Raw genomic sequence first — 24,178 nt, 5'->3', positions numbered from 1 at the left:
ATAGTTTTAGCTTTTCCATAGTCAGAACTCTTTATGGCGGCTCTAAAGGGGCTCTGAAAAGTACGGTAGTATTCCTTACCCGATGGGTAAGGGGGAGCTATATGGGCTTCCAGCCTGTGCCAAGGGAGCAGGTCATCCATTTGAGAAAGGAATTTTCCAGGCGGGTTTTAGGGTGCTTCAAACGGTATCCTGCTTCGGCAAAGGTGACTTGATGCATGATCTATCATAGCCTTGACTGACAACCGAATACTATTGGATTTGATTCAAATTATTGAGGTCCCTTAGATAAGAAGGTAGCCTCCATGATAACTACCTCAATGTAGTTATCATGGCAGGGGTTTAGCGCCTACTAACACTTTAAGATAAGAGGATAAAATAAACTAAAGCACGTCATCTAAGTGCTGTAAGAAAGGTACTATTGTTTGATTCCTCACATCCTGACTCATATCTCGACCGATACTCGTATGATCCAAATTTACCCATCTCTGTGAATACCACCCTAGGTCAGTATCTTGAGCTGTATAAGCAAAAGAGTGAACCCCAGATAATTCAATGACCTCAGCCCCACCAGTCAACTGCCTAAGATATAAATTATCTTTGTAAGGAAATTGTGTATTGAGATCAGTGTAATAGCTTAAGTAACTAGAATTCATGGGGTTACGATGGAATGAAGAAGTTACTCCCAACTCATTTTGGGTCCATTTACAAACACCATCAAAACTGTGTACAACAGTTCGTATATTGCGAAAATCGGGATCAGCTCGCATAGCTTTCGCCAATCTCATAACGAGACAACCACCACGAGAAGAACCCGCCAAGTAAATAGTCTCTAGGTTGGAGGCATAAGCCTTTGACTTTAGCCAACTGAGGTATGCCTTTTCTATACGAGACTTCTCATTACCACTAATCATCTGGTTAAATTGTGTATCAAAAGCAATCGCCAAGAAGGTCTCATCTGTTGGAAAATGCTCTGAATCTAGCAACTGTCGAGCAAGTGAACGTCCATCTATACTGCGAGAGCAAGATATCTTTAGTACTCCACAGTCTTTTTTATAGCCAGACATCTGGCCTGTCACAGAACTTTCTGCACCATTTCCTGGTGGCTGTTGTCCTGCAGCAATAAATACTAAGTTTTTTACATCATCGCGTGCTGGGTTTTGCACTCTAGCAATCTGAGTATGAAGCTGACGGCTATTACTAACGCCCTCTATCTCCCAGGCTCGATACTCAGATAGGGTGTCTTGTTTGAGGCACCAAAATTCCTGGCAATACCGAACCCGCTCCAAATTCACCGAAAAATCCGACTTTGGCTCGAAAGCTTGAACCTGGGCAGAATTAAAAGCAATCGACAGCCAAAATAATTTTTTTATTATTTGAAATTTCATTATTCACCAATAGTGTACTTTAACAATCTAATGATCCATGGGGAGCCAAACCTCATATAGCCCTAATTACTGCCTTTAGCAATGAAGTAGACCGCAATTGAAAACTATTCTACTCCAAGCGAAAGAGCCATCCATGGCTCTCACTGAGGCAGTTACTACTCAACGGTTTCTGGATTATTTATATTCTCGGCATCAGATTTAGAAACATCAATATGCCGGAAAACTATTCTATCTACCTTAAATTTCTGTGAACGGCCTGACATCACCAGCTTATACGATTCGCCTGCTTTTAGCTTATAAACGGCGACACGTTTATTATCATGACCACCAGGATCAAATTTATTGCCAGATTCCCAGATGAATTTATTATGTTCTCCACCAAAGAACTTTGTATCTTTTTTTAATAGTTCCAGAGGAGCATCTTTACCATGACTATTCCCAGCATTAGGTCCCGCCTCATAATTTCCTTCAAGTCGAAAGTAAGCGTCATTTGCTAGGTCTGTACGAAACTCACCCTCATACACCAAGTTTTCTTTCGCAGCGTGCAGATGCAAATAGTACAAACCACTTCTTGTTATATTGAAAGTGTACTCCAAGGGAGATTTAGGTGGGCCGTTTAGTGGCGTATTACCATTAAACTCAAGATAACTGCTCCCTGTATGGCCGCCAATATCATTTTTCTTGATCCACTCACCTAGATTTGAGTAGGTATTTTCAGCCTCCATAATTACCAGGCCGTTTTGTTCCGTGTAGTCACCTTCAGGTTGATCTGGATTTAACTTATCAAAATTCCAAATCGGACCGATATGACCACATCCTTCTTTACCTATATCCACACGGCCGGGACAGTAGTTTTCATCACCGGCATCATTTGCCGGGCCGTTACCACACTGAATATCATTGTATTTGGGACGGCCAGCCGATCCTGGGCCCGGGCCAATTAGGTCACAAGCTTCTTTAACCGTTATTGTTCCATGGTCGGTCGAAACCATAATATCGGCAATATTGTGGTCAAAAGTTGACTCACAAAAACATTGATCCCCAATAGAATAACTATCCATCCAATTAGTTTGAGGTTCGAGTAAAACATCATTAGGGTTAATTGGTAGAACTTTTACAATATCTGGGTGAACATTGCTATTTATACCTTCCGCTTTGATGACTACTGCCCAGTCCTGATTAGCTTCTGTTGGGGCAGTGCCAATACTATGAGTACCTATTCCGTCAAGTTGATTACCCGTTGTCAACTGGCCGCTTCTTGGATTGAACCAGTAAACCTTATAGGTATCCTCATTTGGAATCTCTATATTCGTTGTGCCACCTTCACGCAAGTAAACTAGATAAACATTACCGCTATCTGAAAGCACCCAATCGTTATTGGTTGAAGTTACTTCATTATCCACATTCAAACTGTGTAGATTAACTTCAAGTTGATTTTGCAAAATATCGTTAAAGAATTTAACAAAGTGACCAGTTTGCTCCCAATGGTTGTCAAACTCCCTTAAGTTCTCTACCGCTAAGTCATACGCGTGGCCGGAATTAGGATTTTTTAAATACCACTCAAATCCTGCACCACCTCCCATAACACTGCCCCACATCCAGTTGACCCTCTGAACTTGGGTAACCTCAGAATGGGGCACAGGCGCTTGCCCGCCGGAAGCTTCAGTGAAAGTAACATACCAAAGATGGTTATTATTCTGGGATTCAGTCAGCCACTTTCTACTCATCTGATAAGGGGCATTGCGATGGTTCGCATCGCTAGGAATATTATCAATTTGAATACTCGGTCCATTAAAATGACTATTTCCCAACAATGGCCGATAGTGCTGATCCCATTGGCCACCATACGTATGGAGCAGGGTGGGATGATCGTAGGGGTCTACATCCTTTAAATATTTAGCGATTGCCTTGTGTTGCTCTTGGCTAAGAGTGCTCTCCTCACCCATATTCCATTGTAGCGCCGGGTGATGTCCAAAGCGGGAAATCATCTCCCGGTAATATAGTTTACGTTCAAGCCCTAAATTACCGTTATTGAGAACTTTATTATTCTCTGTTTCCTGGGTCATAAAGTGAATCAGCATGCCTTTACTGGTCATGTGATCCATTGCGACTTCCCACTGGTCTAATTTGCTGACATCAAAAGCCCGATGGTTACCATCATATACCGTCCAAGGATGGGCATCGCAACCATCACCACTCTCGGTGTTTGCCATGATATAAATTGCGTTGACATTTTTTTCAGCTATATAGTTCACTAAACCAATAAGGCTTTTTCCTTTACCATCTTTCCAGGTAGGGTCTCCATTATTCCAATCACCAAGGTGGGGCTCAAAACTGTGTAATATGCCTTTGCAGGAATTTACGTTATAGTGTTTTTCTGTATTATCAAAGCCTGAATAACCAAAAATATTTTCAGGGCTATCCATTCCACCTTCTATATATACCGACTTATCCCCCAGATGCTGCAAGTAGCGGGTTCCTTTTTTATGTACCAGTAATCCCTTACTCCTCATATCAAGCTCAGGTGCTGTGGATTGTAATACTGGGAAATAACCACTTTCACCATCAAATGAAATAGCATTACCTGCATTTGTATCTAGATCAACCGCAACCTGGCTTCCTTGTCTCATAGATATATCGAAGAACCATTTACCTGAAGTTGGCGGTGAAAAGTAGGCACGCCACTTAGTTCCTTCAGTTGCACCTGTATTTGCTGAATTGCCATCAGCGGCGAAATGTCCAGGCACTGTGTAAGACAAGTCACCTTGTGTAAATATCACGTTATATCGATAATCGGTAAACGTAGCATCATCATTTTCTGATGCATACAAATCATCACAAGTGATCGTTATACGGTGCCACTTTTCCAGCGTACCGGAAACAGTACAATGTTCACTATGGCCGATATCATCCGGGTCAACTGGACCCGGAGGATCTGTTGGATCTGGGTCTGGATCTGTAGGATCGGTTCCATCATTCTGCTTTACAGTAAATGTAATTGAGGCACTGGTTCCGGCAGTGCCTGCCCCATCATCCAGAGAATAAGGTGTTGCGGTAAGGGTGTAAGTTCCAACTGCGGGGGTCCAATGATTAAAATCACCCTGATCATCACCAAATAGAGCATAGGGCGAGACATTTTCAGTCATATTGTGCGTCTGAGCCCCTGCCAACTCAAATATTACACTCTCTGCCTGATCACTATTTGCCCTAATATTTAACTGGCTTCCAACCTGGCTTAGATATATCTCTGCACCATCGGTAAGTGAAAAAATATCCGAGTTGCCCTGTGAATTGACCAGAGTGAAAGACGATATTGCTAATCCATTCCCAGGGTCCGTTATATCAGAACCTGTCGAAGGAGGCGGGCTCTCATTATCAGATTCCCCAGATGACGAGTCGCCACCACAACCAGCCAATGTGGCGGTAATCAGAAGTGCCAAAGGCAAGCTACTGTTATTCATTTCCAGTTTTCTCTACTTTAGAAGTAAACAATTATTTACTAATTACAGGATTTAATGGGCATATAGAAATTGGCTACAGCATGCAGCACTGGCCAGATACTAAATCGCTCAGATACATACCTACCGTGAATTCAGTCACATGCAATCAGGACTAGTTCCACAGCTTATAGATTGGCGAAAAAAACTATTTTTTTTCATTTTTCTCAAACAAGAAGGTTTTGATCTACCTTCACTTTAATAGCATTAGAATTACCCTTATCAAATCCTTAAGCTAACCAACAAACCGACAAAAAGATTCCGAATAGAACCAAAAGAACCATTGGCTCCAACAAAATAAAATAGTGAGAAAAAGATGAACAGTGCTAAGAAATTATTCGACGGAGCGGGAAACCTGGACGATGCTATACCTCACTCAAAATATACACCTGCGAGAAAGCTATCTATTACGATAGAAGAGATTACTTAACCCGATATTTTATAGCTTCAGATCATATTAAAAGCTTTCGTGCGATATTACGATAGCGCTTTTATTTTCAATCCTGATATATATTAAACCATTTTTAATTTATATCTCCGCGGACTAGACAAATTGGAACACCAACTGCTCCGCAAGGATTAGCTAAAACTGGAAGCGTTACCGCCAGCGTAGTAAAAATTATACCTTGTAAGTACTGGAGGTATTTAATCTCACCAAATCCAAATCGCCAGTCAAAAAAACTGGTTCAAAATCACACTTTAAGTGTTAAACTCATACTATAATGGCGTTGCTTTATACATTAACTTAAGAAATTCACTAAAATAATTTATTTGTCATTTGGCGACCAATTTCATAGATTATTAGCAGTACAAAAAAAATCAGTATGACTACCAATAACCAGGAACTTTATGCTTCTGAGCCAACAGGCTTGGCAACTTCCACTTATCGTCACGTACTATACTGGCAACACCTGGGGTTTCCAAAAGATAAGTTAAAGAATATATATGGTGATCATTACTCTCAGTTTCAAAACCTACAACATCGTGTACCAGTAAGGCTGACTGGACAAGCACTTCAAGAGGTATCCGACTACTTCAGTGATAACACCATAGCGTTTCGTACTGGTCTAGATGTGTCAATTTCCAGCATTCAAGCATTTGCTCATGTCCTAATGGCTTGCCCTACTGTCAGACATCTTGTTAGCCTCGGTACGCAATTCCAACAACTGGGCACGCAAGGCTATCAAGGGTTATTCAGTGAGGGGAATGAACGCTCCAGCTTTGATATTTTAATTCCTAGCTTTTCGCCTCTCACTACACAACAAGTTGAATTGAATATTGGAGTCATCTTTAAGCTAATTTCAGATATTGTTGTCGATTATGAAAGCTGCCATCCGGTTATTCACTTTGCTCATCATAATTCCGAATTAATGAATAATGCCTCCTCCTTAATTAATATTCCCATTGAGTTTGGACATCAAAAAAATTGCATTAGCTTTGATAACTCCATTCTTGATAAACAACTATGTAGCCCAGGAAAATCCTCCCTTGACTTTAATAAGCTAACCGCAAAGAAGCAGCTCCAGAAGATGAAGTCAGATGAATCATTACCCAATCGATGTAAAGATATTATCAAAGATTATTTATCAGAGGGTGCAGCCAACCTGGATTTCTTGGCAGACATACTGCAAATTAATAAGCGTTCCTTACAGATTCGCCTAAATGCACAAAATACATCTTTTAGACGTTTATTGGATTTAGCCCGGAGAGAAAAACTGAATTCACTGGACATCCAGTCCATGGACAAGTTACAAGTCGCAAAAGAATTAGGGTTCTCCACAATTATAGCGTACGAAGAATCCTACAAACGCTGGAAAAACATTTGAGCAAGCCTGTCAAATAAAAAAAAATCAACACACTACCAACCAAGATAATCTTATTTAAACTCTAACTGTTAGTTCTACAGCCCAAGAAAATACTGCCAGCGAGCATATAGATGTCATTCGATCTATATTGCTCGCCCCCAGAAATTCAACCATCTATTCTCCGACAACTCCTATGGAACTTTTCAGATCATGCTTTCACAACTGAAATTTTAAGAGTGGGCCTGGGACTAATCTTCTATTTTTGAAACTCTGGAGAACGTCAGTATCTTCATAAGTCGAATCAAACAAAAATAAGCCACCTAGAAGCAATAAAAATCAGGAATTTTTAAACCACTAATGATTGCCATCAATAAAGCAAATCAATCACCCCAAAATATAAAGGCTCACATTTAACAAAATTAGTGGCGATGTATCTCCCCCACTAAACACCGACCTATATCTCCTGGAGCACTTTCTAATTGCTTCAATTGCTTTTGGCTCTCCAGCAGAAGATTATTGTTAGCCTGATATTTAGGCTTAAAACCCATAAGCCGCTGGTAAGCAGCACGATAAATATTCTTCGCTTCAGCACTCATCAGAAAATCTGTAATCGTGCTACTAAACAACAAGCGATGATTGTAAAACGCCCCTTCAAGCTGAGCCCTCTGAAGTAAACTAGATGGCTCTGAAGAAATATTTCTAGCTCGATAATTTGCAGGAATATCTATTTTACAAACATTTTCCACATGCGGTTTCGACTCAAATTTATATCTACAATCAGACTTAAAACTCTGCTTCAGCCTTTCTATATTCTTCCCAAAATCCGGATCTGATTGGCCATATATAACTCTAGAGACCTCAAGAAAAATCATCATACCTCCACACATCATACAGGGCTCCAGAGTGCTGTAGATCGAAGTATCATTCAGGTAATTAGTCTCTTTCCCCCTACATTTACTGCCGATACATTGCTGCATTAATCGCACTTCAGCATGCTGGGTTTTATCTCGACACAAACCAACTGCATTACGCTGCACACCTATAATTTTTTCCTGCGCATTGTCATACAGGACTGCTGCAATATTGTAGCCGCGCTTCTGTTTTTCTTTTGGCCCAACCCAATCAAGGTAAGCTACCGAGTAAGCAAGTAGCATGAGTATCTCGTCTTTCTCCTGCTGAACAGCTGAGCTGGGCGGCAATTCAGCCTGAGCACCCATGGCAATAATCCCAAGATATAACCAGCAAATAAAACGCAACATAAAATGTCCGAAGTATTCTAACGGTTTAAAGCCACTCCCTAGCTAGAGCAACCACAGTATTTACCCGCGCCGGTAACGCCTTGTGGCGACGTGTAATTAGAAATAAAGTCTCAGTGATAGAGTTCGCCAAGCGATGAGGCTTAATTTGCGTAAAATTCTGAAAAGCGTTGACTGCATGAGCGGGTAATACCGTAAAACCCAAGCCCATACTGACCGGTTCCAAGATCAGGCCAATTTGATTACAAAATCCCTCGAGTTTAAACATATCTACATGCTGGAATTCTGGGAAATTTGCCCCCAGTAACAAGCCCGCTTGATGAGCACCATCTGGATGACCGATATAACCCAACTCTAGCAACACCCTCCAGCTCAACTTCTTGACTGACGCAGGGGTCACAAGCAGTAATTCTTCACTGCCTACTGGCTGACTCGCTATCTCCGCTATTGTTGACGGATTAGTTACAAACCCAATGTCTGCCTTATATCCAAGTATGGATTCTTCCACAGCCTGATTTGGGGCAAAACGATAGTCTATGGTCAGTTTCGGGTATTCTCTTTGCAGGTCCAGTAATTTTGGATAGAGCTTTAGACCCACACTACCTGGGGATTGAATACTCACTTGTCCCTCATAAGCTGGATCTTCGCCAAGTCGTTGACCCAGTGTAGAGAGGGATTCGACGATATCTTGAGCCTCTAGGTATAGCTTTTCGCCTGCCTCGGTCAGGGTGAATTGTTTCCCCTGTCGATGGATCAGCGCCAACCCAAGGAAGTCTTCCAGGCGGCGTAAGTGTTGACTAACGCCAGATTGGGTCATATGCAGGTGCTGCGCCGTTTTGGTAAAGCCACCCTGCTCCACCAAAGTACAGAAACTACGCAGCCACACAGGATTAATCATTACAAAAGTTACTCAAAAAAATCACAAATCATAATTATACGTAATGATCTGGGCACAGTAACTTATGCGAAAGTAATTGTTGGAGAGTGACTAATGAAGAGTGTTTATCCAAGAAACTTTTCTCATATCGGTATTTCAGTGCCAGACTTGGAAGCTGCCGTTAAGTTCTACACAGAGGTCATGGGCTGGTACCTGATTATGCCACCAACGGAAATCAGTGAAGATCACAGCGCCATTGGTGAGATGTGTACCGATGTCTTTGGAGCCAAGTGGGGTAGTTTCCGCATCGCTCACCTTTCCACCGGCGATCGTATCGGTGTGGAGCTATTCCAGTTTCCCAACCAGGAAAACCCCAAGGATAATTTCGAATACTGGAAAACCGGCGTATTCCACTTCTGTGTTCAGGACCCGAACCTGGAAGAACTGGCAGAGAAAATTGTCGCAGCTGGTGGTAAAAAGCGTATGCCAAAACCCAGATATTACTATCCAGGAGAAAAGCCATATCGCATGATTTATATGGAAGATCCGTTTGGCAATATTCTGGAAATATACAGCCACAGTTACGAACTGATTTATAGTAGCGGTGCCTACAACTGATTCTACAGTGAACCGGCACCGGTACTTCCGGTGCCATAGTCAACAATTGGTTGATCGCTAGCAGTTTGTATTGCTAGTGCAAGACTTTATTGTCTGAGAGGAAATCGGCAATCACCTTGCCTAGAACCGAGTGTTGATCCTCGTCTAAATGAATACCATCCCGTTCACTGACTTTGACCCACCTATTTGCATCCAGAAATAAGGTACCCAGATCGTTAGAGACTTTTTCCAGCTCCTGCGGGAAACCTTCGCAGCGTTTTTTCGCACCAGCAAATTTATAGCCAATAATACCGCAAGGATTGTTGATCGTTAAGGGAGCAACAATTAGAACCTTAGGTACTGGCATACCCGGCTCGATAGGTGCACTGCGAATTACGGAGACTAGCTTAGCCACCCCCTGGGCAGACATACTGGCTTTATTATCGTGAGTATCCTGGAAATCATTGGTGCCCAACATTAAGATTACACAATGCAATGGGGAGTGCATTTCAATCACCTGTGCCAATCCTTCAACACCCCGCCGGCCCTCACGAAATGGATCGTCCCAAACGGTCTTGCGACCATTCAGGCAATTTTCAATCACTCGTACATTATGCTTATTTTCGTTTAAGTGAAACTCCATAACTCCAGGCCAACGCTGGGCAAATGTCATGCGCTGTCGGGTATCCGGAATGATGCCCCAGGAAACACTATCGGAATAAACCAGAATATTATCCATCTTGCCGACCTCCTTCCTTATACTTGGGGAACTCACTTACAAAGAGATTCCCGAACTTTATGGACAAAGGGGCCAACTCCTAAGGAAATGTAAGCCCAAGCTAAATTTAAACTCTAGTATGGCACCGCCAAATGCGCTATTCCCCGCAAAGTTAGTCGTGAAATAATCAACGAACTGACACCACAAACAGCAATAGCTGCCGTTAACGGCAAAGGCGTGCCATCAAAAACCAGACTGGTTAAAACAATAGCCAATGCTCCGAGCAACATTTGTAAAGCGCCACCCAAGGCTGCGGCAGTACCAGCAATGGGGCCATGTTCTTCAAGAGATAACACCATGGAAGTGGGAATAACCAGACCAAGGAATATATTACAGGTCAACAACATTGCCACCAGTAATAAAAATTGATCATTCCCCCAATACACAACCATACACATCACCAGAGAGCTGATGGCAAAACCAGCAGTAGCCCACTTCACCACCGCCACTGAACCAAAACGGGCCCCCAGGTTTGCAGCAAACTGACTAGAGATAAAGAAACCCAGTGCATTTAAGGCAAAAGCAAGGCTGAACTCCGTTGGTGTCAGTCCATAAAAATCGGTGTACAGGAAAGAGGCCGTGGCAAGGAAAGAAAAAAAGCTGGCGATACCCAGACCACCGATGCTAGTCAGACCCACATACACAGGGTCGCGCAGCAATGTCGAGAAAGCGCCAAGCATGGCATTTAAACGAAATGGTACACGGTGATGATGATGTAAGGTCTCCGGCAAGCTGGTTACTGCCAGTAATAAGCTGGCCAGGGTCAGCAAAGCAATCAGTAAAAATACACTGCGCCACCCAAAAGGGACTATCAAGGTACTGCCTATCAGCGGGGCGAGCATCGGCGATATAGAAATCACCAACATCACCGTAGTCATTAAGCGAGTGGCCTGGGTACCAGTGTAATAATCTCGAATCACTGCCCTGGGGATCGACATCACCGAAGCGGCACCAACGCCCTGTAAAAACCTTAGAGCGATCAGCGCCTCTATAGAGGGCGCCAGAGCACAACCGATAGAAGCCAGGGTAAAAAGAGCCAATCCAAAATACAGCGGTGGCTTTCTACCAAACATGTCCGAAGCGGGGCCATAAAATAGTTGGCATACCCCAAAAGCAACAAAGTAAGATATTAGGGTGTATTGAGCAGCCTCGATAGGCGCTCCCAAATCCTGGGCGATATCCGGTAGGGCCGGCAGATACATATCGATAGCAACAGGCCCAACACAGCTCAATAAGCCCAGAATGAGTGCCATCTTAATAAAATTCAACTTCATAGAATGTCCAATAAATCAGGCTCGGAAATACAAAAAAATCGAAATGTCGCTATCAAGAAATAACTTGATGCTTACAGAGTAAATTCTCTTATTTCATTCAAGCTAGCGCTCTTGCAGTACAGAATACCTGCCTAGGTATAAGAAATGCGAACACAAACGTATACAGCCTAAAAGTCGGCTCATTGCTCACACAGCAAAAGCCAGCTCAACCTCGCAATCTTTTTACTCCCCAATTCCCACAGTTATTCAGTGGCAACTAAAAGCTCTATCGCCCAGAAGTACTGACCATTTCCTAAAAGCCTATACCGACTGGATAGTCGGACCTTAAGATTAGCCAAGGCAAAATTTTGGATGGCGATGATCTAGGAGGATAGCGTTCAAGACGCTGGGGGTTAGGTAAAAATAGATGAAATTATGCATTCACTCCCCTACTGACCCTGTTGAATTGCCTTTTTAGCCCTCCTGCTGATGGAATAGAAATATGTGCGAATCCTATATCTCACTAGCCAGACTGCAGTTTCCTATCGGTGGTTTTATCCATTTACAGAGAAATCAGAAATTGTGGCACTAGAAAAACGCCGCAGGAATCACTCTGTACCCAGTTGGTCATTAGCGGCTGCAAAAGCCGAACGTTTGCCCCTGCGCTCTCGCCACCGCTTTGCCCCACAAATTCCTCTACGCACTCGGCCTGCACTCAACCGGCGGCAGCAAAAAACCCCTTTGTTTATTGCCCACACGCCCTGTTGGGTAATCACAATGTATCCAGAGGGCGAAACTGTAAATCGGTTACTGGGAACCCTGAAATCTCAGCGCCTTCGTGCCAGCCAAGTCGCTGGCGTTGAAGGGCGCAATGGTATACCCAAGCTTGAGGAAGATGAGGTTCTCTGTAACGCTATCACGCGTTGGCGTCACTTATGTGAGCTGAAAAGTTCTGAGATTGGTTGTTATCTGGCTCACCTTCGCGCTATTCGTCAGGCTTATCAGGCTGGTCTACAAAGGGTATGTATCCTTGAGGATGACGTTCAAGTGGAAGGTGACTTTGCCAGAGTATTGGCGGAGCTGGAGCGATTGCCCCCAGAAGTGGAAATGATCCGTTTGATGGGCCTGAAAGTACGCAAGCGCAAGATCATCAGATCCCTCAATGATGGTGTGCACAAGCTAGTTCGCCCAGAGCGGGGTTGGTGCGGGGCCCAGGGTTATTTGATCAATCGCAGTGGAATGGAAAAGGTTCTGAGGTATGCCAGGCGGATTTTCGAGCCTATCGATAAGGTCTTTGATCACTTTTGGCAGTTTGATCTGAAGCTTTATGGTATCGAGCCCCATCTACTATGGGAAACCGAACACATTTCCAGTATCGAAAAATCTAACGTCCACAAGGCCAAGGTGGCCCGTTGGCTTTATTGGCTACACCCTTTTGGCAAGTTGTGGCGCAGTATTGAAAGACATAGCTACCTATATCGTTTTAAAGGCGATTTTTACCCAGCAGAGAAACCAAAGAAACGCCCAGGGCGCACTGCCCGAATGAAACTCTAATTCAAGAGATAACCAGGGCGCCTCTGAATAATTCCGTGATGCCTCTGGGTTTCAGAGCCGTTCTCTATCAAAAAGTGGCTTTGCACAAATATCTAAGACCTTTCAAGAGAGCACAACGCATAGTGTGAACACTCCACAAGGCCCGCATAGATCTTATGGAATTATTCAGTGGCTCCCTAGATATCCCAATAGCGCTGCATTTTTAAAAACATGAAAGAGGCCGTCCAGGTAATCATGACCAACCCCGTTAAAGCCTCTAAGCCAGCAGTGAAGCGTAGATGCCCCAAAGGCTCAATATCGCCAAAGCCAAGGGAGGTATAAGTGGTAAATGAGAAATACGCACAATCAAGCAGGCTGCCGTTGAAATTACCTTCTAGTGTGCCGAAGTAAGGCGAATTCACCATAAAGTAATAGCCATAGGCGAAGAGCCAGATTTCCGCTACATGAGCCAAAAGGGCACCAAACACCCCCAGCACTATGGCAAAGTTGTGCCGCACCGGTAGCCAGCGCCCCAGGTGTACCAAAGCATTGAGGACTTCATGATGAATCAGCACCACAATAGCAACAATGATGCTGTTCACCGCAAAGGCAAAAGCCAATTCAGCGTCGATCATGGAAAAACTCGCGCACCAGCCTCCCGGCCTCTTCAGCCATCACACCAGACTCCACAGAAATTTTGTGATTGAAGAAACCAGCTTCACCAAGCTTCAGCTGGCTTTCCACCACGCCGGCACGTGGCTCTTTGGCACCAAAAACCAAACGACCAACACGCGCATGCATCAAGGTTCCAAAACACATTGTGCAGGGCTCGATGGTGACGTAAAGCGTGGTATTTGGCAGGCGGTAGTTTTGCTCTGCCTCCGCCGCGTGACGTAATGCGACAATTTCCGCATGAGCACTGGGGTCACAGTTGCCAATAGGGCGATTACTGCCCTCGCCAATGATTTTACCTTCCCGCACCAATACGGCCCCAACCGGTACTTCTCCCCGCTCTGCGGCAAGCTCGGCTAATTCCAGGGCTCTGCGCATAAACGCATAGTCTTTAGGTGTCGCCATAACTCTTTCTTAGACCTCTACTACAGGGAGTACCAACGCATACACAAAGTATTTCGCTGTCATTTCTACTAGATTATTTTCTCTTGATGAAACGACGAACAATAAAATCCGCCTCGAGAACCAGGCTTTCCTGTCCTTCAAGCTTCGCGCGAGCCTCTCGATTGCCCTTCCAGGCAAAAGGCGTCATCGCGAGAAAATCCGCAATCGCTTCGTGCCCGCGCAATTCAAAAGGAAAACAGCAGCGTAAATCGACCTCGGGATACAGCCCCTCAATCAATTTTGGGGCTGGGTGTTTACGAGGCTCCCGGTAGAGGTGTCCCTTCAAACTCCACAAGTGATCTGGACCGGGAGAAACATCCAGCAAATGCCCCCCCTCCTTTATTACCCTAAGCATCTCAGTATCCGGTGCAGGCGCAAAAATACGTAAGAGGTGATCCACGCTATTTGAAGCCACTGGCAGGTTGGTATTACTGGATACAACAAACTGAGCACCACTGTCGGCTTTAGCCGCCATACGGACGCCTGACTTGGAAATATCTACCCCGGCCAAGGCATGGCCGTGCCATCCGGCAGACTCCAACTGGCGTAAATAGTAACCTTCGCCACAACCGATATCCAAAAGCCGGCGCCCAGACTGGTAGGGCAGCAGCGCGGTAATCGTGTCCACTAGTGGGCGATAATAGCCCGCCTTGAGAAAGCGGCGACGGGCATGCAGCATTTCTGTGGAATCTCCCGGATCCTTGCGCCGCTTGCGATAGACGGGTAACAAATTAACGTAACCCTCCCGCGCGCGATCAAAACTGTGCCGGTTACTGCAGTGCCAGGTATCTTTACCCAGCGTCAATGGCGTTGCGCAGAGGGGACATTGCCAAATCATTCAACTTCCTGAACTTGTGTATTCTTCATCATTGAGGGAGGGGTGCGCTGTAAAATAAGATCCGCTGCCTTCTCCGCAATTGCGATCACCGGTGCATTGGTATTACCGCTGATCAGGGCCGGCATTATGGAGGCGTCCACAACCCTCAGTCCATCTACTCCATGTACTTTTAACTCCGCGTCGACTACTGCGAGATCATCATTGCCCATCTTACAAGTGCCCACCGGGTGATAAATTGTCTCGGCATGCTGACGAATATAGTGTTTGATGGAAGCCTTGCTGCTGAGCTTATGCTCCGGCAGCCAGAGGCGCTTCTGGTAGCGTTGTAAATCTTCCTGGTGGATGATGTCCCGAGCCATTTCGAATGACTCCAGCATCACCTGCATATCTTCAGGCTCGCTAAGATAATTGGGTTGGATACTCGGCAGGGCCTTGGGATCCTCTGTATTGAGAGTTATTTCACCACGGCTTTTGGGACGCAATGCACATGCATGCAAGGTGTAACCATACCCCGACTGTTTATTGAAACCGTGTTCAAAGGATGGCACTGCCGTGAAGTGGAATTGTATGTCCGGGCGGCCGTTGGCCAAGGTTGAACTCGCGAATCCCCCCGCTTCGGCAACATTACTGGTCAATGGGCCCCGATTCAGGAAGAACCATTCAGGCGCACGCATGGCGTGCTTCACTCTCGCCCACAAGTCATTCGAAAAAGTGATTGGGTCTGAGGTCTCCACCACCTGAGAGATATCGAGGTGGTCCTGAAGGTTTTTACCCACCCCTGGCAGGTGGTTCTGCGGCAGAATATCAAACTTACGCAGCTCCTCTTGTGGGCCAATGCCTGAGAGTAATAGTAAGTGCGGGGTCTGTATTGCGCCTGCGCAGAGCAATACCTCCTTATTGGCCAATATTTTTTTACCATTGAGTAATTCCACCCCCACAGCCCTGTCACCTCTCAATATCAGCCGAGCGACTGGACTACGCGTGAGTACTCGTAAATTGGGACGCTTTTTTATCGGATGTAAATAGGCTGCAGCAGCAGAGCACCGCCGACCTCTGCGCTGTGTTACCTGGTAAAAGCCCACTCCATTCTGCTGGCTGCCATTAAAATCACTGTTTGCCCGGTGTCCAGCAGACTGAGCTGCGCGCAGGAAAGCCTGCCCAGACTCAGTTTTCCATTTCAGATCACTTACCGTGAGCGGTCCATAGCCACTATGGTGCGCATCACTGCCACGCTCATTGCCCTCCGAGAGAAGAAAGTAAGGCAATAAACTACGCCATCCCCAGCCTGCATTACCTGCGGTTTCCCAGGCATCATAGTCCTCACTTTGACCACGGATATAAACCATCGCGTTAATCGCGCTACTGCCCCCGAGGGTACGGCCTCTCGGCCAGAACAATCGACGCTTGTTCAGGCTTTGCTGTGGTTCCGTGTAATGGTGGAGGTTATAGTCTGTGCCTGACATCAACATCCCGATACCCAGGGGCATGGATATCAACGGACTGCGATCCGGGGGCCCTGCCTCGAGCAGGCAAACACGATGCTGCTCATCAGCACTCAGCCGGTTGGCCAATACACAGCCGGCAGAGCCGGCACCTACGATCACATAATCAAACACCATTTGAGTGGACATGGGACCTCAGCACCTTTGCAGCTGGATTTTCCTCGACGGTACACTCAACCTCGTCAAAATTACAGGGATGAAGGAACGCAAAGATGAGGGATTGCGAATTTAGTGACAATAAAGTCCTACGCAGCTGGCACAATAATGCCGGCGAGTGGGTGAAGGTGGTAGATCGGGGGGCAATACCCAGCCGCAGGCTGATCACCGACCAGGCAATTTTTGAGGCTGTCCTTGTGCATAATCCCTCCAGCGTGCTGGATATTGGCTGTGGTGAAGGATGGCTATCCCGCCGCCTGGCAGCAGAGGGCATGGATGTCTGGGGGATTGATGGCGTGGACGAGTTAATTAATGAAGCCAAGCGCCGAGGGCAAGAACGGCAACAATTCCGTACCGTTTGTTATGAAGAGCTAGATCCGCAGGCATTTGAGCGTAAATTTGATTTGATTGTATGCAACTTCTCTCTGATTGGGGAGGAAGCCACCAATGCCATTTTTCACAGGGCTTGCTCCCTGCTCAACCCACAAGGGTATCTACTCCTCCAAACTTTACATCCCCTACTCTCCTGTGGCGATGAAAAGTACCTGGATGGATGGCGACCGGGTTCCTGGCAAGGTGTAGAGGGTGATTTTCAGGAGGCAGCGCCCTGGTATTTCCGTACGCTATCAAGCTGGACCCAATTATTCATCGAACATGGATTGATGCTCACCACCCTGCAAGAACCCCTCAACCCAACGACCGGAAAACCTGCCTCATTAATCCTGGCAGGACAAGTTTGCCCTTAACCCCTAAAGCAGTTACTGGCGCCAGTTTTTGAATGCCCGGTTATCAGCGTAGTCGCTTTCAGCGACACTTTCGCGCTCAAGTCTACTGAAAACCCACAAGCTCCCCTCAAATACAGCGCTCAAAGCAAGACCGTTTTTTCATCAATCATGGCGCACCAATATCAAAAAAATAATAAAAAAACATTGGCGCTCTCCTGATCACAGCTAGGACTGCTTGGACAAAAATGGAAAAGGGTCCAATCCATGCGGCTTTCAGGGATGTTTCCGACAATTTGCGACTGTCCAGTAAGTGAAGTAGCAGAAGCCGCCTATTTTCTATGGGAAAACGCTTCGAGGTGGGTATCCCATAATAAATTCAACGACCGCTTGCGGCCTTCCGAAATGAGATGCAACACCTGGGGTAGATAGAATGGCACTCTGCAGTTTCAGAATCAGACCGGGCAAATCCTTACCCAAAACAGTTGGATTACTGCTATTTCCCACCTGTTGTATCTGCTCAGCGGACGAACTTTTTATCCCCGATTCTCAACAAGCCCTAAATATACAATCCGTGAACCTGTTTTTCTCCGACAGTGCCTTCGCCATGGACAATGCTGCACTATTCCAAGCCGCAGATTATCTTCGCAGTAATTCCATGAATAGTACGCAACGACGCCTCAACTACCAGTGGCTACAAATGCATACCTACCCCAGTGAGTTTCGACCAACCACTGGCGGTAAGGCACTATTCAAAATTGTTAAGATTGGTTTAGATACCTACAAGCAGCGCAACAAGAGCACGGTGCAAAAAAGTCTTCTGCGTTACACCACCAACCGGGGCAAGATAGGCAACTCGGTAGATTATGGCATCAACCTTTCTGACGACAAATTCAAGATTTCTTTCGAGTACGAATTTTAGACCTGGCAGACGACTTGCCCTTGCCCTCCCCTAGTTTTGTTAGAATCTCCGCCAATCGATTTTGGCGGAGATAGCCGTGAGCAGCTCAAGTACCCCTTCTTCATTTCCCGAACTTCCAATCGCCAGCGTCGGCCGGCGCTTGGCGGCCCTGATGTACGACCTGCTAATCCTGATGGGACTGATGATGGTGTACGGCTTTATCGCCCTGCCAGTGGCCTCGGTATTTGGTGGGTTAAGCTGCCAACCAGAAGCTATGGATTACAGCCCATGTGTCGGCGGACCAATTTATCAACTGGGCGCTCTAGCGGTAATCGCCGGCTACTTCTTTTGGTCTTGGCGGGTAGCCGGACAAACTGTGGGAATGCGCGCGTGGCGCTTGATCGTGGCGAATCCAGATGGCGTACAGCTTACTTGGCGCCAATGTATCCTGCGAGCCATTGTCGCCCCTCTCTCTATCGCCTGCCTGGGCCTCGGCTACTTTTCCGCCTGGGCCCGCTCCGACAAGGCTACTTGGCACGACTTGATTTCAGAGTCTCAAGTGCGCCTTTTACCCAAAAAGAAGAAAAAAGGGTAACTGCCAATAAATTAAGCTCAAGGGGCCCTATCGGGCCCGCTTGAGTAATAGCCAGCCCGCACCAAAACAAAGAAGAACCGGTAGCAGTACAGCCAGCAGTGGTGGAAAACCAAAAACCAGTGAAGAGGGGCCGAGTATCCCCTGCACAGTTTGGAAGATGATCCCCACCATAATCCCGGTAAACACTCTCAACCCGGTGGTTACTTCACGCAGTGGGCCAAAGATGAAAGAAATTGCCACCATAACCAAACTGGCAATGGTCAGTGGTTGCAGTATTTTCTTCCAAAACTCCAGCCAGTAGCGCCCGGAATCTTCACCCTTACGATCCAGGTAAGTACCGTAATCCCAGAGGTTGCGCGGGGAAAGGTCTGAGGGCAGCGGCACAATCAGGGCAAACAACTCCGGCGAGACCTCCGCTTTCCATACACTGGTTGGCAGGTCTTTACTCTGCGTATCTTCCCCCAGGAACTGGGTGCTGCGACTGTTCTTAAGCAGCCACTGCTCATTCTGAAACTGCCCCCGTTCAGAGAACTCCACCCATTGCAGCTCCCGGTTATCCGCAAAGTGATAACGGGTTACGCCATAGAGTTCACCATCTGGCAGGGCAGCATTAAAGTGCACAAATTCGCCACTGTCTTTTAACCACAAACCGCTTTCAAGACCGCTCGCTTCGAGTTCACCCAGGGCGCGCGCTTTGTTGTTCTCGGCGATTACATTGGTCTTGGGAATCACAAACTCCGCCAGGGCCAAACCGATAAAAATCAACAGAATGATTGGTTTCATTACCGCCCAGGCAATACGACCAATAGAGACACCAGCCGCGCGCATAACGGTCAGTTCACTGGTGCCGGCCAGTGTTCCCAGCCCCACCATACATCCCACGAGGGCGGAGAAACCCAACTGCTCGTAGATACGCCCTGGCAATCTCCACAGGACATATTGTATTGCCTGGCTAAAGCCGTAATCGCGCTTGAGGTCTCCCAATTGGTCGATAATGGCGGAAATAATATCCAGGCCGAGAATAATCAGTAGCACCACGAAAACTGCTAGGGCAATGGTGCGGCCAATATACATATCCAACTTATACATCGGCCGACTCCTTAACACCTTCCGGCAATGGTTTGGGTTTAGGGCGCCAATTCCTCGCCGCCAGAAGCAATAACCCAATTAGTAGGAAGGGCGGGTGTACCAACCAGATCACCGCGGGGTTGGCGAACTTGCCATCCTCTACAGCCCCGCGAACCCCCTGCAGAACCACCAGGTAAATGAGGTATAGGAGTATCGCGGGGAACATCTTGATAAAGCGTCCCTGGCGGGGATTAGTACGCGATAGCGGTACTGCCAGCACCGCAACCACCAACACCAATACCGGCAAACTCAAGCGCCAGTAGAGGTAGGCCGTCTCCCTGGGGTTGTCACTGCCAATCAGCTGCGTAGTGGGGGCCGACTCAATTTGGTCGCGCCAACGACTGCGCAACCGTGGCGCCTCCATCAACACTTCATAGCTGGAGAACTCCATCTGCCGGTATTCCCGCTCACCCGGCACGCCCTCATAACGGTAGCCATCGCGCAGTACCAGGTAGCGCAGCCCTGTCTCGGGGTCGATTTGTTGGACCCCTTCCTTGGCGCGAGTAACCACCTGGCGATTCGCCTCAGTCTCAGCTTCCGTGGCCCTCAACTCGGCGAGGAACACTCCCAGCATGGTGGACTTATCCTCACTCAGGGCCTCTGCGTAATACACTGCCTGGCCGCCACTGGTGGATATAAATTTCTTCGGTATCAGGTGATCAAACTCATTGCGGGATTTTTCCGCGTTGAGCATCAGGTTGGAACGCTCGGCACCAGCGGGGGTGAGGTACAAACTCATTGATGCCACAAACAAAGCCACTGCCAGAGCCGGTGCCAGGGTGTAAAACAGCAAACGCCATTCGCTGAAACCACAGGCGTGCAGCACTGTCATTTCGCTCTCTATATAGAGGCGCCCATAGGCCAAAAGAATCCCGACGAATAATCCCAGTGGCAATATCAATTCCAGGAATCCCGGTAAGCGGTAGGCCATTAAGGAGAAAAGGATATTAGCCGAAAGGTCCCCTGCGGCGGCTTCCGCAAGGTATTTCACAAATCGGCCACTCATCACCATTAATAGCAAAACTGCGCTGACCGCCAGCGTGGCAAACAGCAGCTCGCGGCAGAGATAGCGGAAAATAATCACAGGGCGAACGAATTCCTTGGTGACAGCGGTGTGATGAATTGGACTTCAGTCGAACAAGTTGCCCACTAGGTACAGCAATCCATAGACGAGCAGGTTAAACTTGTGCGACGCATTATCACTAAAAATTCTTGCTATGTCTCGGTTCAGAGCTATGCAATCTATTGTCAGATTTTAAGGAAAGCGAAAAATGCAGTTCTCCGCAAAGGTCTCGGATATCTCCAAACAGCGCGCAGCCTGTTCCGTTATTTCAGCTGATGCTAAAAATGGCTTAAGCCCCAGCGGTAAAAACCTCGATCAACTCGCAAAAGGAACTATTGGCAAAATTCTCAAGCGTGGTGACCTGGGCGTAAAACCCGGCAGCACCCAGTTAATCGACCTGCTGGACGGACCCAGTGAGCGAGTGCTGGTCGTTCGCACCGGCAAGGGAGACATCAGCCAGGCAGAGTTCCGCAAGCTGGCCAGCGCCAGTGCCGCAGTGGTGAAAAAGTTCAAAGACGCTACCAGCTACCTGTGCGAGCTCGAAGTAAAAGGGGCTGATAAAACCTGGCAGGCCCAGCAGATTGCGCTGGCCACAGGTCTGGCCACCTACCGCTTCACCCAGTGCCTCACTGATGCTAAACCCTACCCTCTCACCAAATTCACCCTGCATGCCATTGATCGCAAGCAGCTAAAAACCATCCAAAAAGGGATGGAGATTGGTGCCGGCCAAGCACTGGGAAGCAATGTAGCACGGGAACTGGGTGATCTGCCTGGCAATATCTGTACACCCAACTATCTGGCAGCTCAGGCCCGCACACTGGCCAAAAAACACACAAAGCTCTCCACAACTGTGCTCGACGAGAAAAAAATGAAAGCGCTTGGAATGGGCGCACTTCTCAGCGTAGCAAAAGGCAGTGACCAGCCCCCCGCCCTGATCGCCATGAACTACAAGGGTGGCAAAACCAGCGAAAAACCCATTGTGCTGGTGGGCAAAGGCATTACCTTCGATAGCGGTGGTATCAGCATCAAGCCCGGCCAAGCTATGGATGAAATGAAATACGATATGGGCGGTGCGGCCAGTGTTTTCGGTGTAATGAACGCCCTGGTGGAGCTGCAACCATCTATCAATGTGGTGGGCCTGGTCGCCGCCGCAGAAAATATGCCCAGCGGCCGCGCCAGCAAGCCTGGTGATATCGTCACCTCCATGTCCGGAAAGACTATCGAGATTCTGAACACCGATGCCGAAGGCCGCCTGGTACTTTGCGACGCACTCACCTATGCCAGCAAGTACAAGCCGCGCGCGGTCATCGATATCGCCACTCTCACCGGTGCCTGTGTAATCGCTCTCGGCCACCACGCCACTGGCCTCTATGCCAATAACGAAGAACTCGCCCAAGACCTGCTCAAGGCCGGCGAAACCAGTGGCGACCGCGCCTGGCAAATGCCGCTTTGGGATGAGTACCAGCCCGCCCTGGACTCCAACTTTGCCGATATGCAAAACATCGGCGGCCGCGATGCCGGCTCTGTAACCGCCGCCTGTTTCTTGTCCCGCTTTGCCGAAGAGTACACTTGGGCACATATGGACATCGCCGGTAGCGCGTGGAAATCCGGTGCCGCCAAAGGGGCCACCGGACGTCCGGTACCGCTTCTGGTGGAATACCTGCTGGGAAAATAACTGGCAAAAGCGCACAATAGCCGCCCCCGAGCGGCAGCCGTAACGGCCCCTCGCGGGCCGTTGTCGTCTCTGTACAAATAAAAGCCAGCATGACCCGTATCGACTTTTACATCCTCTCCTCCGATCAGCCCCAGCAAGCGGATATCTTCGCCTGCCGCCTGGCGGAAAAGGCCTATCGCAACGGTCTTCGGGTTCTGCTTGCCGTGGATAATCAGGAACGGGCCGAGCAACTCAACCAGCTGTTGTGGACCTTCCGTGAAGACAGTTTCCTGCCTCATGCCAACCAAGAGAATGGCGAGCAGGCAGCTATCGAAATCAACTGCGGTGAAGATCCGCAGGCACACCACGGCCTACTGATCAACCTGTGCAGCAAAGTCCCCAACTGGTTCAGCCGCTTCGAACGTCTCGCCGAGATCGTCGTTCAAGAAGCCAATGCCCTGCAACGCTCACGATCGCGATTTGGTCACTTCCGCGATCGCGGATATCCGTTACAATCCCATAAGATCAACCAGAGCATGTAATCACTAACTACCGCCATGTCCGGTCGAAAGAACAAGCACAAGCAGCGCGGACAACCACGCAAACCTTCCAGCGAGCTGCTCGATGAGCTGAACTCACTGCACGACCTACTCAACAGTGACGATCTCGATGAAATCCCACTGCTCAACCAGGTAGCGGGCCAAGTAACGGGGAAGGATGAGCCAAAAACCCTAACCGCTGCACCTCCTATAGAGCCTCCAATGTTGTCCCCTGAACCAGAAGCCCCGCCCCCTTCCCCAATGGATGACGCCTTAGAAGAGGACCTGCCCATATTGTTTTCCCCAATCGAGGAGACACTGGGCGGAGAACATAAGGTGCAGTTGGCCGAATCGGATCTAGCCCTATTGCGCCCCTTACAAAGCCTGCCCAGCAAAACAACGGCAGAGCCCCAAATCCAGGTTTCCCAGGAAGCGTCAGCCCATGACGATGATGACCAGCCTGGCAATAACGCTCAATCGAATAGTGAGGGGACTGACACGGATCATACAACCGCAACGGATACAGCCGCGGAGGCTCCTGTACCGGCACCCGATAATCCCTTCTTGCCAGCCCATATTCGCTCGCGGCTTACCGGGGGGCGTATTCCATCCCATGAAAGGCAGCCCCAAACCAAACCCGAGGCCATAGAAACCGCCAGCGCGGGTACCCGCACCCAGGCACTGGTAATGGCCCAGGCGATCGCTGAGCGGGAGGGCCCGACAGAAAAATTGGAGCCCTCGGAAAAGGATCGCCAGCGCAGCGACCTCATTGAAGAACTGGTAGCCCAACAGCTTCCTCAACTGGAAAAACAGCTGCGTGCCCAGATAGAAAAAGTGGTCGACGAACTAGAGATCTGGGACTGAGTGCGATTTAGCCCCAAAGCTGCCTTTTGCCCACCCTACCCCCGGCGGTATAATTGCCGCCTTTTCCGCGCAGCCCGAGCAAGCACCAGACTATCCTGAGCCAAAACGCTGTGCACGCA

Annotated in this window: 21 protein-coding genes; 9 read left to right on the top strand and 12 right to left on the bottom strand. The window is 47.8% G+C overall.

All coding sequences use genetic code 11. The features are described 5' to 3' along the window. Positions 1-380: 380 nt before the first annotated feature. Entirely contained in the window at positions 381-1,385 is a 1,005-nt protein-coding gene (locus tag ACJJH9_RS03995; RefSeq protein ID WP_444924393.1) for a hypothetical protein, read from the bottom strand. A gap of 155 nt (positions 1,386-1,540) precedes the next feature. Next, positions 1,541-4,846: a DUF5060 domain-containing protein gene (locus tag ACJJH9_RS03990; RefSeq protein WP_444924392.1), complete on the bottom strand. Its 3,306-nt coding sequence runs from the start codon at positions 4,844-4,846 to the stop codon at positions 1,541-1,543. 860 nt (positions 4,847-5,706) lie between these two features. Here ACJJH9_RS03990 and ACJJH9_RS03985 point away from each other — a divergent pair. Next, complete coding sequence (locus ACJJH9_RS03985; protein ID WP_444924391.1) at positions 5,707-6,708, top strand: AraC family transcriptional regulator ligand-binding domain-containing protein; 1,002 nt, start codon at positions 5,707-5,709, stop codon at positions 6,706-6,708. A gap of 398 nt (positions 6,709-7,106) precedes the next feature. On the opposite strand, the gene ACJJH9_RS03980 is transcribed toward ACJJH9_RS03985, so the two are convergent. Together ACJJH9_RS03980 and ACJJH9_RS03975 are read right to left on the bottom strand one after the other, a co-directional pair. Then, on the bottom strand, positions 7,107-7,946 hold the full coding sequence (locus ACJJH9_RS03980; protein ID WP_444924390.1) for a nucleoside deaminase: 840 nt from the start codon (positions 7,944-7,946) through the stop codon (positions 7,107-7,109). Between the two features lie 25 nt (positions 7,947-7,971). Further along, positions 7,972-8,841, bottom strand: coding sequence for a LysR family transcriptional regulator (locus ACJJH9_RS03975; protein WP_444924389.1), 870 nt, complete (start codon positions 8,839-8,841; stop codon positions 7,972-7,974). A 93-nt stretch (positions 8,842-8,934) separates the two neighbouring features. On the opposite strand from ACJJH9_RS03975, the gene ACJJH9_RS03970 reads away from it, so the two are divergent. Further along, positions 8,935-9,438 (top strand): lactoylglutathione lyase family protein, encoded by a 504-nt coding sequence (locus ACJJH9_RS03970; protein WP_252084890.1) that lies wholly within the window; start codon positions 8,935-8,937, stop codon positions 9,436-9,438. Positions 9,439-9,511: 73 nt separating this feature from the next. On the opposite strand, the gene ACJJH9_RS03965 is transcribed toward ACJJH9_RS03970, so the two are convergent. Continuing rightward, positions 9,512-10,156, bottom strand: a complete 645-nt coding sequence (locus ACJJH9_RS03965) for an SGNH/GDSL hydrolase family protein (RefSeq protein ID WP_252084889.1) — start codon at positions 10,154-10,156, stop codon at positions 9,512-9,514. 113 nt (positions 10,157-10,269) lie between these two features. Further along, complete coding sequence (locus ACJJH9_RS03960) at positions 10,270-11,469, bottom strand: multidrug effflux MFS transporter (protein WP_444924388.1); 1,200 nt, start codon at positions 11,467-11,469, stop codon at positions 10,270-10,272. Between the two features lie 483 nt (positions 11,470-11,952). On the opposite strand from ACJJH9_RS03960, the gene ACJJH9_RS03955 reads away from it, so the two are divergent. Continuing rightward, entirely contained in the window at positions 11,953-13,002 is a 1,050-nt protein-coding gene (locus ACJJH9_RS03955) for a glycosyltransferase family 25 protein (RefSeq protein ID WP_444924387.1), read from the top strand. 176 nt (positions 13,003-13,178) lie between these two features. Here the strand turns inward: ACJJH9_RS03955 and ACJJH9_RS03950 are convergent, their stop codons facing one another. From ACJJH9_RS03950 to ACJJH9_RS03935, 4 genes are all read right to left on the bottom strand, one after another. Continuing rightward, positions 13,179-13,616: a potassium channel family protein gene (locus ACJJH9_RS03950; RefSeq protein ID WP_252084886.1), complete on the bottom strand. Its 438-nt coding sequence runs from the start codon at positions 13,614-13,616 to the stop codon at positions 13,179-13,181. Then, complete coding sequence (gene tadA, locus ACJJH9_RS03945; protein WP_252084885.1) at positions 13,603-14,058, bottom strand: tRNA adenosine(34) deaminase TadA; 456 nt, start codon at positions 14,056-14,058, stop codon at positions 13,603-13,605. Before tadA ends, ACJJH9_RS03950 begins: the two co-directional genes overlap by 14 nt. Before the next feature lie 73 nt (positions 14,059-14,131). Further along, complete coding sequence (locus ACJJH9_RS03940) at positions 14,132-14,935, bottom strand: putative RNA methyltransferase (RefSeq protein ID WP_444924386.1); 804 nt, start codon at positions 14,933-14,935, stop codon at positions 14,132-14,134. After that, positions 14,932-16,566, bottom strand: a complete 1,635-nt coding sequence (locus tag ACJJH9_RS03935) for a GMC family oxidoreductase (protein ID WP_444924385.1) — start codon at positions 16,564-16,566, stop codon at positions 14,932-14,934. The genes ACJJH9_RS03940 and ACJJH9_RS03935 overlap by 4 nt, the downstream gene beginning before the upstream one ends. Positions 16,567-16,649: 83 nt before the next feature. Here ACJJH9_RS03935 and ACJJH9_RS03930 point away from each other — a divergent pair, with 83 nt between their 5' ends. From ACJJH9_RS03930 to ACJJH9_RS03920, 3 genes are all read left to right on the top strand, one after another. Then, positions 16,650-17,339, top strand: a complete 690-nt coding sequence (locus ACJJH9_RS03930) for a class I SAM-dependent methyltransferase (protein ID WP_444924384.1) — start codon at positions 16,650-16,652, stop codon at positions 17,337-17,339. Between the two features lie 550 nt (positions 17,340-17,889). Continuing rightward, on the top strand, positions 17,890-18,237 hold the full coding sequence (locus ACJJH9_RS03925; RefSeq protein WP_252084881.1) for a hypothetical protein: 348 nt from the start codon (positions 17,890-17,892) through the stop codon (positions 18,235-18,237). A gap of 76 nt (positions 18,238-18,313) precedes the next feature. Then, positions 18,314-18,811 carry an RDD family protein gene (locus ACJJH9_RS03920; protein WP_444888252.1) on the top strand — a complete coding sequence of 166 codons (498 nt, stop codon included), beginning with the start codon at positions 18,314-18,316 and terminating at the stop codon, positions 18,809-18,811. A 27-nt stretch (positions 18,812-18,838) separates the two neighbouring features. Here the strand turns inward: ACJJH9_RS03920 and lptG are convergent, their stop codons facing one another. Further along, positions 18,839-19,900, bottom strand: coding sequence for an LPS export ABC transporter permease LptG (lptG, locus tag ACJJH9_RS03915; RefSeq protein ID WP_444888251.1), 1,062 nt, complete (start codon positions 19,898-19,900; stop codon positions 18,839-18,841). Further along, complete coding sequence (lptF, locus tag ACJJH9_RS03910; protein ID WP_444885814.1) at positions 19,893-21,023, bottom strand: LPS export ABC transporter permease LptF; 1,131 nt, start codon at positions 21,021-21,023, stop codon at positions 19,893-19,895. Before lptF ends, lptG begins: the two co-directional genes overlap by 8 nt. 187 nt (positions 21,024-21,210) lie before the next feature. Between lptF and ACJJH9_RS03905 the strand changes: the two genes are divergently transcribed. The 3 genes from ACJJH9_RS03905 to ACJJH9_RS03895 all read left to right on the top strand — a co-directional run bounded on the left by ACJJH9_RS03905 (position 21,211) and on the right by ACJJH9_RS03895 (position 24,059). Further along, positions 21,211-22,677, top strand: a complete 1,467-nt coding sequence (locus tag ACJJH9_RS03905) for a leucyl aminopeptidase (protein WP_444888249.1) — start codon at positions 21,211-21,213, stop codon at positions 22,675-22,677. Positions 22,678-22,766: 89 nt separating this feature from the next. After that, positions 22,767-23,198 carry a DNA polymerase III subunit chi gene (locus ACJJH9_RS03900; RefSeq protein WP_444924383.1) on the top strand — a complete coding sequence of 144 codons (432 nt, stop codon included), beginning with the start codon at positions 22,767-22,769 and terminating at the stop codon, positions 23,196-23,198. A 15-nt stretch (positions 23,199-23,213) separates the two neighbouring features. Next, positions 23,214-24,059 (top strand): hypothetical protein, encoded by an 846-nt coding sequence (locus tag ACJJH9_RS03895; RefSeq protein ID WP_444924382.1) that lies wholly within the window; start codon positions 23,214-23,216, stop codon positions 24,057-24,059. The last annotated feature ends 119 nt before the right edge of the window (positions 24,060-24,178 follow it).

It is taken from the genome of Microbulbifer mixtoriginis (SeqCode) (assembly GCF_052466715.1).
The sequence above is the reverse complement of the archived record's forward strand: the minus strand, read 5'-3'. Positions and strand labels throughout refer to the sequence as shown.